The organism is Pseudomonas guariconensis, from assembly GCF_900102675.1.
Lineage (GTDB): Bacteria > Pseudomonadota > Gammaproteobacteria > Pseudomonadales > Pseudomonadaceae > Aquipseudomonas > Aquipseudomonas guariconensis.
In genome coordinates, this window is the sequence record NZ_FMYX01000001.1 from 261,636 (window position 1) to 275,140 (window position 13,505).

Below are 13,505 nucleotides of genomic sequence, written 5' to 3' on the forward strand. Positions count from 1 at the left end.
TTTCACGCAACGGCCTAGGAGCATCCCCCGATGACACAGTAGACACAAAGAGAGCCAGGCGGAACGACTAAGACCACGCGATGGTGGTGGGCGGCCTGGAACTAATGTTTAGGGAATGTGCGGTAGGGTCGATTTGGGGGTTTGATTTACCGTTTTTTGGCCTTTTCAGTTCTGATCACTCAAACCGGACGACGAAGGGGGCTGTTCACTGTACGCCGAAAAGAGTACAAATGTACTCCATGGATAACATGACCCCCAAACGCCGCGCCATTCTCGAATTCATCCGCGAGCGCATCGCCGATCACGGCCAGCCCCCCAGCCTGGCCGACATCGCCCAGCGCTTCGGTTTTGCCTCGCGCAGCGTGGCGCGCAAGCACATCACCGCCTTGAGCCAGGCCGGCTTCATCGACGTGACACCCAACCAGGCCCGCGGCATCCGGCTGGCCGAGCCGCTGCGTCGGCCCGAGATCCTCGAAATCCCGGTGCTTGGCCAAGTGGCGGCGGGCGCGCCGATCGGTCCCGACCTGGACATCCACGAGCAGCTGTTGCTCGACCCCAGCCTGTTCCGTCGTACGCCCGACTACCTGCTCAAGGTGCGCGGCGACTCGATGGTCGACGACGGCATTTTCGATGGCGATCTGGTCGGCATCCGCCAGCAGGGCGAGGCCCGCGACGGGCAGATCGTGGTCGCCCGCCTGGATGGCGAGGTGACCATCAAGCGCCTTCAGCGCATCCCCGGAGGCTATCGCCTGCTGCCACGCAACCCTGCCTATGCGCCAATCGATGTGGCGTCGGGTCGGGATTTCGTCATCGAAGGCGTGTTCTGTGGCCTGCTGAGGCGTGACTGATGGGCGCGGTAGTCGACCTCGATCGCCTGCTTGACCAGCGTCGGATCTGGCGCGGGCGCCAGGTCCAGGCACGGCCTCAGGGCCTGCAGCCTACCGGCCATGCCTCGCTCGACGATCGGCTGCCCGAAGGCGGCTGGCCGGCTGCTGCACTCACGGAACTGCTGCTGGCCAGTCCTGGCTGCGGTGAGCTGCAATTGCTCTGGCCAAGCCTGGCGCGCCTGACCGGTGAAGGCGGCCGGGTGGTGCTGGTGGCACCACCGTTCATTCCCTATGCGCCGGCCTGGCAGGCGGCCGGTGTCGACCTGCGCTGGTTGGCCCAGGTCGAGGCCCCTGCGGCCGAAGCCTTGTGGGCCGCCGAGCAGTGCCTGCGCTCCGGCAGTTGCGCGGCCGTGCTGTGCTGGCCTGGGCGTGCCGATGACCGAGCCCTGCGGCGCTTGCAGGTGGCTGCCGAGACAGGGCAGGCCCTGGCGTTCGTCTGCCGCGGGCAGCAGGCTTTGCACAATCCTTCGCCAGCAGCCTTGCGTATTGCCATCGACACCCGGCCTGCCCAATGGCGGGTGCTCAAATGCCGTGGCGGCTTGTCGCCGGCAGCGCCCATCGCCTGCCCGGTGCGGAGCTGATGCAGCATGCTGTGGGCGTGTATCGTGTTTCCGCAACTGGCGTTGGACAGCGTCCTGCGTGAGCGTGACGACCCTGGCGCCCCCCTGGTGCTGATCGGCGGGCCGCAGCAGCGGCGGGTGGTGCAATCGGTCAATGCGGCGGCTGCGGCGCTGGGGCTGCGGGCCGGGCAAACCCTCACGACCGCCCGTGCCCTGGCTGATGGCTTCACGTGCGTGGAGGCCGACCCTGCGCGCATCGAGCAGCTCCAGCAGTTGCTCGCCACTTGGGCCTACCGCTTCAGTGGCCAGGTCAGTCGGCACTACCCGCGGGCATTGCTCTTGGAGGTCGGTTCAAGTCTGGGGCTGTTCGGGCCCTGGCCGGCGTTCGAGGCTCGATTGCGTCTGGAGCTGGACGAACTGGGGCTGCGTCACCGTATTGTCCTGGCCACCAACCCGGTGGCCGCGCGCGTGCTCGCCAATGGTCATGACGGCTTGGCAGTGATGACGGTGGAGGATACCCGGGCTGCCCTGGCATGCATGCCTGTCGACAAGATCGGTCTGCCCCCGGAGGCGGCGACGGCGTTCGCCCGCATGGGGCTGCGCCATCTCGGTGAAGTCCTGGCCCTGCCACGCGATGCGCTGGCCCGGCGCTTTGCCGCCCAGGTGCAGGTGCACCTGGACCAGTTGCTCGGCCTGCGCAGCCTGGGCCTGGCCTACCATCAACCAGCGGAGCGCTTCGAGGTGCGGCTGGAGCTGAACTTCGATGTCGAATCGCACCAGGCGTTGTTGTTCCCCTTGCGCCGTCTGCTGAGCGACCTGGCGGTCTTTCTCGCGGGGCGGGACTGCGGCGTCCAGCGCTTCCACCTGTACCTGGAACATGCCCAAGGGCCGGCGACCGAGCTCAAGGTCGGTCTGCTGGCCGCCGAGCGCGATGCTGCCAGGCTGTTCGAGCTGGCACGCGGGCGCCTGGAGTCGCTGCGCATTCCTGCGCCGGTACGTAACCTTCGTTTACTGGCCGAGGACCTGCCACCTTTCGTGCCCCAGCACCAGGCACTGTTCGACCCTCGGGCCCAACAGGCCCAACCCTGGGAGCAGCTGCGCGAACGCCTGCGGGCGCGCCTGGGCGACGATGCGGTCAAGGCGCTGAGCGCCGAAGCCGATCACCGTCCCGAATGCGCTTGGCAGCCGGTGGAGCAGGGGGCCTTGGGCGTATTGCCGGTCGCGCCAGGCAGCCGCCCTGGCTGGCTGCTACCTGAGCCCCAGCCTCTGAGCGAAGCAGGTTTGCGCCGGTTGGGGCGGGCCGAGCGTATCGAGTCGGGTTGGTGGGACGGCGGCGACGTGCGTCGTGACTACTACCGCATAGAGACCCGTGATGGTTTGCAGGGGTGGGCCTATGACGACCTGAGCAAGCCCGGGCAGTTGTGGCTGCAGGGGTGGTTCGCATGAGTGGGTTGGATTACGCCGAGCTGCATTGCCTGTCGAATTTCAGCTTCCAGCGCGGGGCCTCCAGTGCCGACGAGCTGTTCAAGCGGGCCAAGGCCTTGGGTTACCAGGCCCTGGCGATCACCGACGAATGCACCCTGGCCGGCATCGTCCGCGCCTGGCAGGCAGCCCGGCAGGAGGGTGTACGGCTTATCGTCGGGAGCGAAGTACAGCTTCATGGGGGCGCCAAGCTGGTGCTGCTGGTCGAAAGCCTCGAGGGCTACCAGAACCTCTGCGCACTGATCACTCGGGCGCGACGCCGGTCGGAAAAAGGCACCTACCAATTGCTCCGCGAGGACTTGCAAGCCCATTGCCAGGGCCTGCTGGCGCTGTGGGTTGCCCAGCCCGGGGATGCACCGGCCAATGGGCTATGGCTGAAGTCGCTGTTCGGCGAGCGGCTGTGGCTGGCGGTGCACCTGCATCGAGGGTGCGACGATGCCCGGCGTCTGCAACAACTGCACGTCCTGGCGGGCCAGGTGGGGATTCGCGCGGTGGCGTGCGGCGACGTACATATGCATGTCCGGGGCCGGCGCGCCCTGCAGGACTGCATGACCGCAATCCGCCAGCATTGCACCCTGGCAGAGGCCGGCCGCTACCTGTACCCCAATGGCGAGCGTCACCTGCGCACCTTGACCGAGCTTGGCGAGCTGTATCCGCCCGACCTGCTGGCCGAAACCCAGGTCATTGCCCACCGCTGTCGCTTCGGCCTGGATGAGCTGAAATACCAGTACCCCAGCGAAGTGGTGCCGCAAGGACACACCCCCGCCAGCTGGTTGCGCCATCTGTGCCAGTCGCGCTTGCCCGAACGCTGGCCGCAAGGTGTCAGCCGCAAGGCGCTGGACACCTTGGACAAAGAGTTACGACTGATCACCGAACTGGGTTACGAAAGCTACTTTCTCACCGTCTACGACATCGTCGATTTCGCTCGCAAACAGGGCATCCTCTGCCAAGGGCGGGGCTCTGCCGCCAACTCGGTGGTGTGTTTCGTGCTGGGCATCACCGAACTGGACCCGATGGAGCATCGGCTGCTGTTCGAGCGCTTCCTGTCCCGTGAGCGCAACGAGCCGCCGGACATCGACGTGGACTTCGAGCATGACCGCCGGGAAGAGGTCATCCAGTATGTGTTCCGTCGCTATGGCCGTGACCGGGCGGCGCTCACGGCAGTGGTCAACACCTACCATGCCGCCGGCGCGATACGTGATGTGGCCCGGGCCCTGGGGCTGCCGGCCGACCAGGTCGACGCCCTGGCCAAGTGCTGCGGGCGCTGGAGCGACCGCATCCCCGATGTCCAGCGCCTGGCCGAGGCGGGTTTCGAGGCACAGAGCCCTTCGCTGCAACGCATCCTGGTGCTGGCTGGCCAGCTGATCGGCTTTCCCAGGCACCTGTCGCAGCACCCAGGGGGCTTCGTCATCTGCCAGCAGCCGCTGGACCGCCTGGTGCCGGTGGAGAACGCCGCCATGGCGCAGCGCACGGTGATCCAGTGGGACAAAGACGACCTCGACCTGGTCGGCCTGCTCAAGGTCGATGTGCTGGCCTTGGGCATGCTCAGCGCCTTGCGCCGCTGCTTCGACCTGTTGGCCCGTCACCGAGACCGGCACCTGACCTTGGCGACTATCCCCAAGGAAGACCCCGCCACCTACGCCATGATCAGCCGCGCCGAGACCATGGGTGTGTTCCAGATCGAGTCGCGGGCGCAGATGGCCATGCTGCCGCGCCTCAAACCCAAGAAGTTCTATGACCTGGTGATCGAGGTGGCCATCGTCCGGCCCGGGCCGATCCAGGGTGACATGGTCCACCCCTACCTGCGCCGACGCCTGAAGCAGGAGAAAGTGACCTATCCCTCACCCGAACTGGAAGCTGTGTTTGAGCGTACCCTCGGGGTGCCGTTGTTCCAGGAGCAGGTGATGGAGCTGGCCATGATCGCCGCCGACTACACCCCGGGCGAGGCGGACCAGTTGCGCCGCAGCATGGCTGCCTGGAAACGCCACGGCGGCCTGGAGCCGCACCGTGAACGATTGATCAATGGCATGTTGAAGAACCGCTACGAGCGGGCCTTTGCCGAGCGGATCTTCGAGCAGATCAAGGGCTTTGGCAGTTATGGCTTCCCCGAGTCCCATGCCGCCAGCTTCGCCTTGCTCTGCTATGCCAGCAGTTGGCTCAAGTGCCATGAGCCAGCGATCTTCACCTGCGCGCTGATCAATAGCTGGCCCATGGGCTTCTACAGCCCTGATCAGCTGTTGCAGGAGGCGCGTCGCCAGGGCATCGAGGTGCGACCGGTGGATGTGTGCCACAGCGAATGGGACTGCACCCTGGAACCGCACGGTGAGGGCGCGTTGGCGATTCGCCTGGGGTTGCGGCAGATACGCGGGTTCAGCGAGGCCGATGCCCGACGCCTTGAGCAGGCGAGGGCGCGTCAGCCCTGGCGTGATGTCGAGGACTTGTGCTTGCGCGCCGAGCTCGACAGCCGCGCCCGTGCCCGCTTGGCCGATGCCGGTGCTTTGCGTGCTTTGGCTCGCGACCGTCATCAGGCACGTTGGCAGGTGGCGGCCGTGCAGGCGCAACTGCCGTTGTTCGCCCAGGTGGAGGCTGCGCCAGAAGTGGCGGTGGAGTTGCCGGTGCCGAGCGTGGCCGAGGACCTGTTTGCCGATTACGCCACCCTGGGCACGACCCTAGGGCCACATCCTCTGGCGTTGTTGCGACGAAATCTTCGGGCATTGGGATGTCGCAGCTCTGCCGAGCTGGCGGATGTCGAGCATGGGGACAGCATCGCCGTGGCCGGCGTGGTGGTAGGGCGACAGCGGCCGCAGACCGCCAGCGGCGTGACGTTCGTTACCCTCGAAGATGAGCACGGCATGGTCAACGTAGTGGTCTGGCGTGACCTGGCTGAGCGCCAACGCAGGGCACTGGTCGGGTCGCAACTGCTCAAGGTGAGCGGACGGCTGGAGCAGGAGAAGGGCGTCCGCCACTTGATTGCCCGGCGCCTTGAGGACATCAGCCCCTTGTTGCAGGGGCTGGATGTGCGCAGCCGGGATTTTCACTAGCCTCGAACCCGATCGCGGAGAGCGCCGGGCCAAGCAGCCCCGAAGAACGCTCAGACCATCGCCAGGTGCTGCTTGCGCGTCGGCGCCGGAAATGCCTTGTCGATCGCCTGCAAGTCCTCGTCGGTCAGGCTCAGTTCGCCCGCCGCCGCGTTGAGCCGCACATGCAGTGGCTCCACCGCCTTGGGGATGGCGATGACGCCTTCGTTGCGCGTCACCCAGGCCAGGCTCACCTGGGCCGGTGTGGCCCCATGCCGCTCGGCGATCTCGGCCAGTACCGGGTGTTGCAGCAAACGCCCGGCCTGGGCCAGCGGGCAGTAGGCCATGGTCGGCAATCGATGTGTCTGGCTCCATGGCAGCAGATCGAACTCGATGCCTCGTTGAGCCGGGTTATACAGCACTTGGTTGGTGGCACAGTCGGGATTGTCCAGCTCGAGCAGGTCCTCCAGGTCGAAGTTGGACACACCCCAGCGACGGATCTTGCCCTGCTCGCGCAGGCGCTCGAAGGCTTCGACGGTTTCCTCCAGCGGATACTGGCCGCGCCAGTGCAACAGGTACAGGTCGATGCAGTCGGTACCCATACGCGTCAGGCTCCGCTCGCAGGCAGCGGGAATGCCGCGGCGGCTGGCATTGTGCGGGTAGACCTTGCTGACCAGGAATACCTGTTCTCGGCGTCCGGCGATGGCTTGGCCGACCACCTGCTCGGCGCCACCTTCGGCGTACATCTCCGCCGTGTCGATCAGTGTCAGGCCCAGTTCGATGCCCTGTTGCAGGGCGGCCACCTCGGCGGCCTTGTGTCGTGGGTCCTCGCCCATGTACCAGGTGCCTTGGCCAATGGCCGGGACGCTGGCGTCTGCCAGATTCACGAAACGCATGTCACCTCCTGTGGATCGGTGTGGGAAAGCACGACGTCGAGCAACGCTTGCGCTGCCGTGGAAAGTTTGTGGTCGGCCAGGGCAATGACGCCGATGCGGCGCTCCACGCGGGGCTCGACCAGGGCCACGCAGCGCGCGCCGAGCTCCTGCATCTGGTTGATGCACAGCGCTGGCACGGCGCTCACGCCCAGGCCGTTGGCGACCATGCGACCTACGGTCGACAGTTGATGGCTCTCGAACGCCGCAGTCAGTTTGCCGTGGCTGGCTGCTACATTCTGCTCCATCAGCAGACGCACCGCCGAAGGACGCTGCAAGGCAATGAAATCCTGGGCCAGCAGATCCTGCCAGGTGACCTGAGGTTGGCTTGCCAGTGGCGAGTCGGCGGGTACCACCGCCACGAAGCGGTCCAGATAAAGGGGATGAAAACGCAAACCGTCGAGGTTTTCCGGCTCGAAACCGATACCCAGCTCGACGCGGCGATGGCGCACCAGCTCCAGCACCTGTTCGTTGATCACGTCATGCACGGTGACGTTGACCTTGGGGTAGCGCTGGCGGAACACCTTCAGCGAGCGCGGCAGCAGGTTGCCGGCAAAGGCGGGCATGGCCGCCACCGAGACCCGCCCCAATTGCAGGGTGAAGCGCTGGCGTAGCATTTCCTCGGTGTCATCCCAATCTGCCAGCAGGCGCCGGGCCAAGGGCAATAGCACTTCACCTTCGGGGGTGAGGCTGACGCTGCGGGTGGTGCGGGTTAACAGCGCACCGCCGAGGTTGTCCTCCAGGGCCTTGATGGTCAGGCTCAAGGCCGGCTGGGAGACATGCAGATGTTCGCCGGCCTGGGCGAAGCTCTGGTACTTGGCCACGGTGATGAAGGCGCGTAACTGCTTGACGTTCATGACGAACCCGATTTTGTTTTGAAAAAGTTATCAATCGATGACGAAAACAAAATTAACAAATCAGTCGACAGCGGTGAAGATGCCTCCACGGTTCCAACAACTACAAAAGGCGACTGAGCATGGCCGGACTGGACAAGCGCGTAGCAACCTATGAAGAGGCCCTCGCAGGCCTGACCGACAACATGACGGTACTGGCCGGCGGCTTCGGCTTGTGCGGCATCCCCGAAAACCTCATCGCTGAAATCAAGCGCCGCGGCGTCAAAGGCCTGACCGTGGTCTCCAACAACTGCGGCGTCGACGGCTTCGGCCTGGGTGTCCTCTTGGAAGACCGTCAGATCCGCAAGATGATCGCATCCTATGTCGGCGAAAACGCCGAGTTCGAACGCCAACTGCTCAGCGGTGAGTTGGAAGTCGAGCTGACCCCTCAAGGCACCCTGGCCGAAAAGATGCGCGCAGGCGGTGCCGGTATCCCGGCCTTCTACACGGCCACCGGCTACGGCACTCCCGTCGCCGAAGGCAAGGAAGTGCGTGAATTCAAGGGGCGCAAGTACATCCTCGAAGAATCCATCACGGGCGATTTCGCCATCGTCAAGGGCTGGAAAGCCGACCACTACGGCAATGTGGTGTACCGCAACACCGCGCAGAACTTCAACCCGCTGGCCGCCACCGCCGGCAAGATCACCGTGGTCGAGGTCGAGGAAATCGTCGAACCGGGCGTGTTGCTGCCCAGCGAGATCCACACCCCCGGCATCTATGTCGACCGGGTCATCGTCGGCACGTTCGAAAAGCGCATCGAGAAGCGCACCGTCAAGGCCTAACGCGCCGTCCACAGAACAACAAAGAGATCCTGACCATGGCACTGACCCGCGAACAGATGGCGCAACGCGTCGCCCGTGAACTGAAGGACGGTTACTACGTCAACCTCGGTATCGGCATCCCCACCCTGGTGGCCAACTACGTGCCCGCCGACATGGACGTGATGCTGCAATCGGAAAACGGCCTGCTCGGCATGGGCGAGTTCCCCACCGAAGGCACGATCGATGCCGACATGATCAATGCCGGCAAGCAGACCGTCACCGCCCGCCGCGGTGCATCGATCTTCGACTCCGCGCAATCCTTCGCCATGATCCGTGGCGGCCACGTCGACCTTACCGTGCTGGGAGCGTTCGAAGTTGACGTGGAGGGTAACATCGCCTCCTGGATGATTCCTGGCAAGCTGGTCAAGGGCATGGGCGGCGCCATGGACTTGGTAGCTGGTGCCGAGAACATCATCGTCACCATGACCCATGCCTCCAAGGATGGTGAATCCAAGCTGCTGCCGCGCTGTAGCCTGCCGCTGACCGGCGCCGGTTGCATCCGCAAGGTGCTCACCGACCTGGCCTACCTGGAAATCGAAGACGGCGCGTTCATCCTGCGCGAGACCGCCCCGGGGGTCAGCGTGGAGGAAATCATCGAGAAGACCGCCGGCAAGCTGATCGTGCCGGATGACGTGAAGGAAATGACCTTCTAAGAAACATCGGCCCTGTGGGAGCGGGTTTGCCCGCGAAAGCGTCAGTCGAGGCGACACCGTCGCCTGAACGGACGTCTTCGCGGGTGAGTCTGTTCCCACAGGGCTTTGTGCTGCTTCAGTGCTTGAAAATCAAAAAAACAAATAAAAGGAAAATCCCGTGGCCGCTGAAATCCAAGACAGCCGCTCCGCCCGTTTTGCCCTGCGTTGCTCCAATTGGGCCGAACGCTGGTTCCCCGATTCCTGGGTATTCGCCGCCCTGGCCGTTGTGTTGGTGTGCCTGGGCGCGATGGTCATGGGCGCCAAGCCTACCGATACCGCCAAGGCGTTCGGCGATGGCTTCTGGAGCCTGATCCCATTCACCATGCAAATGGCTTTCGTGGTCATTGGTGGTTATGTGGTGGCCAGCTCGCCGCCCGCCGCGCGGCTGATCGACCGCCTGGCCAGGTTGCCGAAGAACGGTCGTTCGGCGGTGTGCTGGGTAGCGCTGATCTCGATGCTCGCATCCTTGCTCAACTGGGGGCTGTCGCTGGTATTCGGCGGTCTGCTGGTTCGTGCCCTGGCCCGGCGCCAGGACCTGAAGATGGATTACCGTGCCGCAGGCGCTGCCGCCTATCTGGGCCTGGGTGCGGTCTGGGCGCTAGGGCTTTCGTCGTCGGCTGCACAGTTGCAGGCCAACCCGGCCAGTCTGCCGCCGTCGATCCTCGCCATTACGGGGGTGATTCCATTCACCGAGACCATTTTCCTCTGGCAATCCGGCGTCATGCTGGCGGCCTTGGTGATCGTTTCGCTGGCCATTGCCTATGCCACTGCGCCAGGGCCGAACAGTGCCCGCACCGCCGAGCAATGCGGCGTCGACCCAAGCTTCAGCGCGGCACCGGTGGCCCAACGCACCCGTCCGGGCGAGTGGCTGGAGTACAGCCCAATACTGACCCTGCTGCTGGTTGCCCTGGCTGGCGGTTGGCTGTACCAGGAATTCGCCACCAAACCTGCGATCACCGCTATCTCCGGCCTGAATACCTACAACTTCCTGTTCATCATGCTCGGCGCCTTGCTCCACTGGCGTCCGCGCAGTTTCCTCGATGCTGTGACCCGCGCGGTGCCGACCACCACCGGGGTGTTGATCCAGTTCCCGTTGTACGGCTCGATCGCCGCGATCCTCACTCAGGTCAAGGGCGTGGATGAACAGACCCTGGCGCACCACATCTCTACGTTCTTCGTGCAGATCGCCTCCCACGACACCTATGCCGTGCTCATGGGGGTGTACTCGGCAGTGCTGGGCTTCTTCATCCCGTCCGGCGGCGGCAAATGGATCATCGAGGCGCCCTACGTGATGCTGGTGGCCAACGACCTGCAGTACCACCTGGGCTGGGCGGTGCAGATCTACAACGCCGCCGAGGCCTTGCCCAACCTGATCAACCCGTTCTACATGCTGCCTCTGCTGGGCGTGCTGGGGCTCAAGGCGCGGGACCTGATCGGCTTTTCATTCGTACAATTGCTGGTGCACGTGCCGTTGGTGCTGGTGTTGCTGTGGGCCCTGGGCACGACTTTGCACTATGTGCCACCGGTCATGCCGTAAGGTTTGCAGAGTGTGGGAAGATGGCGGTGAGAACCGCCCTTTTTTTGCCTGATGAGTGCGCCTTGTCAGTGGTCTCTGGAATGTTTACCCGCTGATGGCTGGCTCAGGTCTCGCGCATGTTGTCGACTCATTTCAAGTCGACGAGCAATTACCCATGCCCATTCACAAACTTGTCCCCGGTCAACCCGATGATGCCAACAGCCCACTCGTTGGTCAGATATTGCCGCGCCCTGAACCCGTCGAGCCGCCACCGGAGCCTGATACCACCGCCCCGGATTTCACGGCAGAGCTGACCCGTGCGCTGGGCCTTAAGCAGATCAAGGCCACTGATCGCATGGTGCTGCGTGATCAACATGGGCGTGTCCTGTGCGTTCATGCAAAGTCCGATGATTGGGGGTGGGTGTATCTGGGTGAGCCGGAACGATATGGCGCTGAACTAGTGCCGTTGGTGGTGCATCTGGACCCGACCAGTCAAAACCTGTCGATGTCCGCGGAAAAGAAGATGGTCGGCTGGTCCTTCTTCGCCGATGGCAACTCGACTGCTGGAGACTATGTATTCGCGGGGTTCAAGGTTTGGACGGACTATCCGCGCCTGCGTTTCAGGATCAAGCGAAGTGGGACCACAATCGTCAACCATCGACAAATGTTTGCTTTCACGCTGAGCTGTGAAATCGGCAGCACGCGTATGGCCGTGCAGGCGCCTGCTGGTAAGTGGGGGTGGGTGAAGCTGGTGCCTGAAAGCGACGTCTCCGACGATGACCAGCTTCGGTTCTCTTTGCACAAATTGTCGATTCCGCTTGTCAGGGTGAGAGAGTTGATCAAAGCGACCTGGCCCAATACGACTTTGACGTATCAGACGTCCGTGGATTCGTACTACGAGGCCATATCCGCTCAACAAGCGCGCGGCATCTGGGTTGAGTCAGGCCTCAAGTATTTCAAGTACAAGCCAGAGGTGTTCGATTGCGATGATTTCGCCTTGGCCTACAAATCCAAGGCCGCCAAAACGGCGTACTTGGAAAACAATCTGTATCCCTACTCGGTGGGCATCGTATTCGGGCAGAATGCCAAAGGTGCCCATGCGGCGAATCTGTTCATCGACCAATGGCTGCGCCTGCAACTGCTCGAGCCGCAAACCGGCGCTGTTCAGCGTGCATCAGAGTGGGCCTATACGCCGTATCACATCATGTTTTGACGTTTTCCAGGCGCGATGAGGGCGCAGCGATGATCGAGGTGTCGCGGTTCTGGCGGGATCCGGCTTTACCCTTCGTTGAAGCCCGGCGAGTGGGGGATGGCCGCCAGGTGTGCTATGCGCCCCATTCCCACGAGAGCTTTTCGATTGGCGTTATCACCGGCGGGCGCAGCACCTACGTGACGGGCACCGTACGACGGGAGGTAAGTGCAGGCACCACGGTGCTGATGAACCCCGGCGTGGTCCATACTTGCAACCCCATCAAGGACGAGCCTTGGTCCTACCTGATGCTGTTCGTCGACCTGCCGTGGCTACAGGCCCAGGGCTTTGAACTGCCGTTGGCGACGTACAGCACCTCACCGGTGCTGTACGGGCGGCTGCTTGAGGTCTTTGCCACACTGTTCGATGACCAGTGCGCAGACCGTCAAGCCTGCCTGGCCGCGTTTTTCAGGACCTTGCGGGGTGACCTCGACGACGAGCCGACACCGCCGATACAGTTCAATCCCCGATTGGAAGCTGCTGCTGCGTTCATCCGCGCTCATCGGCTCGACCCTTTGACGATCGAAGATATCTGCGCTGCCGTCGGCCTGTCGCGGGCTTACCTGATCCGCGCCTTTGGTCAGCGTTTCGGCCTGACACCCCATGGCTACCTGCTCGACCAACGCGTGCAGCACGCCCGGGCCCAATTACGCCAGGGGCGGGCGATCGCCGAAGTAGCGGCGGAGGCAGGCTTTGCCGATCAGGCGCATCTGCAACGGGCATTCAAGCAGCACCTGGCGGCGACCCCTGGGCATTATCGCTCGGGCCGCTAGGGTCAGCCCAAGGCCAGGTACAACGCGCTGGCGAGCAACAAAGCTGCCAGTGCCCGGTTGAACATGCGCATATGCCCAGGGTTGCCCAGGTACTGGCGAATCACACTGCCGGCCCAGGCCCAACTGGCAATCGAGACGAAGCAGATCGGCCCATAGATCCAGGCAAACAGCCATAACAAATGCTGCTCACCCCCTGTATAGGCTCCAATGCCTGCCACAGCGGCCAGCCAGGCCTTGGGGTTGAGCCACTGCATGGCCGCGCCATGCCAGGCTGAAGGCGCGTCGTCCTGATGCTCGGTAGTCAACTGGCCATTGTCACAGGCCAGCTTCCAGGCCATGTACAGCAAGAAAAGCACCCCGCCACCATGCAGCAAGCGGCCCAGCAACGGCCAGCGCAGCAGCAGTTCATGCAGGCCCAGGCCAACCAGCACCAACAACAGGCAAAAGCCCAGGGTCGCTCCGGCGGCATGGCCAAGGCTTGCGCGCAGGCCATGGCGAGCGCCACTGCCTAGGGCAACGATGTTGACCGGGCCGGGTGAAATGGACGCCGCCAGAGCGAAAGCAGCCATGGACAGGGACAGGCTCATGAGAAATATTCCTTGAGTGGTGGGACGCACCATCGTGGCCGAAGGGGGCAGGCAGGGTATTGAAGAAAAGTTCCCTACAGCTTTTGTAATAGTTTC

Annotated in this window: 12 protein-coding genes; 9 read left to right on the plus strand and 3 right to left on the minus strand. The window is 63.7% G+C overall.

The annotated features are described in order from the left end of the window. Positions 1 to 230 precede the first annotated feature (230 nt). The 4 genes from lexA to BLS27_RS01180 are packed head-to-tail and all read left to right on the plus strand — an operon-like array spanning position 231 to position 5,970. Positions 231 to 848 carry a transcriptional repressor LexA gene (gene lexA, locus BLS27_RS01165; protein WP_182818904.1) on the plus strand — a complete coding sequence of 206 codons (618 nt, stop codon included), beginning with the start codon at positions 231 to 233 and terminating at the stop codon, positions 846 to 848. Beyond that, positions 848 to 1,468, plus strand: a complete 621-nt coding sequence (imuA, locus tag BLS27_RS01170) for a translesion DNA synthesis-associated protein ImuA (protein ID WP_090342495.1) — start codon at positions 848 to 850, stop codon at positions 1,466 to 1,468. The genes lexA and imuA overlap by 1 nt, the downstream gene beginning before the upstream one ends. 6 nt (positions 1,469 to 1,474) lie before the next feature. Next, on the plus strand, positions 1,475 to 2,893 hold the full coding sequence (locus BLS27_RS01175; protein ID WP_090342499.1) for a Y-family DNA polymerase: 1,419 nt from the start codon (positions 1,475 to 1,477) through the stop codon (positions 2,891 to 2,893). Further along, positions 2,869 to 5,970 carry an error-prone DNA polymerase gene (locus BLS27_RS01180; RefSeq protein ID WP_425262091.1) on the plus strand — a complete coding sequence of 1,034 codons (3,102 nt, stop codon included), beginning with the start codon at positions 2,869 to 2,871 and terminating at the stop codon, positions 5,968 to 5,970. Before BLS27_RS01175 ends, BLS27_RS01180 begins: the two co-directional genes overlap by 25 nt. Before the next feature lie 50 nt (positions 5,971 to 6,020). Here BLS27_RS01180 and BLS27_RS01185 read toward each other — a convergent pair whose 3' ends face one another. Together BLS27_RS01185 and BLS27_RS01190 are read right to left on the minus strand one after the other, a co-directional pair. Further along, a complete protein-coding gene (locus tag BLS27_RS01185) occupies positions 6,021 to 6,842 on the minus strand; it encodes an aldo/keto reductase (RefSeq protein ID WP_043215584.1) in 822 nt (273 codons plus the stop codon). After that, positions 6,830 to 7,735 (minus strand): LysR family transcriptional regulator, encoded by a 906-nt coding sequence (locus BLS27_RS01190; RefSeq protein ID WP_043215586.1) that lies wholly within the window; start codon positions 7,733 to 7,735, stop codon positions 6,830 to 6,832. Before BLS27_RS01190 ends, BLS27_RS01185 begins: the two co-directional genes overlap by 13 nt. 119 nt (positions 7,736 to 7,854) lie before the next feature. Between BLS27_RS01190 and BLS27_RS01195 the strand changes: the two genes are divergently transcribed. The 5 genes from BLS27_RS01195 to BLS27_RS01220 all read left to right on the plus strand — a co-directional run bounded on the left by BLS27_RS01195 (position 7,855) and on the right by BLS27_RS01220 (position 12,822). Further along, positions 7,855 to 8,553, plus strand: a complete 699-nt coding sequence (locus BLS27_RS01195; protein WP_043215587.1) for a CoA transferase subunit A — start codon at positions 7,855 to 7,857, stop codon at positions 8,551 to 8,553. 35 nt (positions 8,554 to 8,588) lie between these two features. Further along, positions 8,589 to 9,245, plus strand: coding sequence for a CoA transferase subunit B (locus BLS27_RS01200; protein ID WP_070572443.1), 657 nt, complete (start codon positions 8,589 to 8,591; stop codon positions 9,243 to 9,245). A gap of 157 nt (positions 9,246 to 9,402) precedes the next feature. Then, positions 9,403 to 10,821 (plus strand): short-chain fatty acid transporter, encoded by a 1,419-nt coding sequence (locus tag BLS27_RS01205; protein WP_090342507.1) that lies wholly within the window; start codon positions 9,403 to 9,405, stop codon positions 10,819 to 10,821. Positions 10,822 to 10,975: 154 nt separating this feature from the next. Next, positions 10,976 to 12,013: a lectin MOA-related protein gene (locus tag BLS27_RS01215; protein WP_139205731.1), complete on the plus strand. Its 1,038-nt coding sequence runs from the start codon at positions 10,976 to 10,978 to the stop codon at positions 12,011 to 12,013. Between the two features lie 29 nt (positions 12,014 to 12,042). Beyond that, positions 12,043 to 12,822 (plus strand): helix-turn-helix transcriptional regulator, encoded by a 780-nt coding sequence (locus BLS27_RS01220; RefSeq protein ID WP_090342518.1) that lies wholly within the window; start codon positions 12,043 to 12,045, stop codon positions 12,820 to 12,822. Positions 12,823 to 12,824: 2 nt separating this feature from the next. On the opposite strand, the gene BLS27_RS01225 is transcribed toward BLS27_RS01220, so the two are convergent. Continuing rightward, a complete protein-coding gene (locus BLS27_RS01225) occupies positions 12,825 to 13,409 on the minus strand; it encodes a LysE family translocator (RefSeq protein WP_043215007.1) in 585 nt (194 codons plus the stop codon). Positions 13,410 to 13,505 lie beyond the last annotated feature (96 nt).

What these genes read in the sequence shown, in the direction of transcription:
- lexA (WP_182818904.1), top strand. Translation starts at nt 231, where the DNA reads ATGTACTCCATGGATAACATGACCCCCAAACGCCGCGCCATTCTCGAA.
- imuA (WP_090342495.1), top strand. Translation starts at nt 848, where the DNA reads ATGGGCGCGGTAGTCGACCTCGATCGCCTGCTTGACCAGCGTCGGATC.
- BLS27_RS01175 (WP_090342499.1), top strand. Translation starts at nt 1,475, where the DNA reads ATGCTGTGGGCGTGTATCGTGTTTCCGCAACTGGCGTTGGACAGCGTC.
- BLS27_RS01185 (WP_043215584.1), bottom strand. Translation starts at nt 6,842, where the DNA reads ATGCGTTTCGTGAATCTGGCAGACGCCAGCGTCCCGGCCATTGGCCAA.
- BLS27_RS01190 (WP_043215586.1), bottom strand. Translation starts at nt 7,735, where the DNA reads ATGAACGTCAAGCAGTTACGCGCCTTCATCACCGTGGCCAAGTACCAG.
- BLS27_RS01195 (WP_043215587.1), top strand. Translation starts at nt 7,855, where the DNA reads ATGGCCGGACTGGACAAGCGCGTAGCAACCTATGAAGAGGCCCTCGCA.
- BLS27_RS01200 (WP_070572443.1), top strand. Translation starts at nt 8,589, where the DNA reads ATGGCACTGACCCGCGAACAGATGGCGCAACGCGTCGCCCGTGAACTG.
- BLS27_RS01215 (WP_139205731.1), top strand. Translation starts at nt 10,976, where the DNA reads ATGCCCATTCACAAACTTGTCCCCGGTCAACCCGATGATGCCAACAGC.
- BLS27_RS01220 (WP_090342518.1), top strand. Translation starts at nt 12,043, where the DNA reads ATGATCGAGGTGTCGCGGTTCTGGCGGGATCCGGCTTTACCCTTCGTT.
- BLS27_RS01225 (WP_043215007.1), bottom strand. Translation starts at nt 13,409, where the DNA reads ATGAGCCTGTCCCTGTCCATGGCTGCTTTCGCTCTGGCGGCGTCCATT.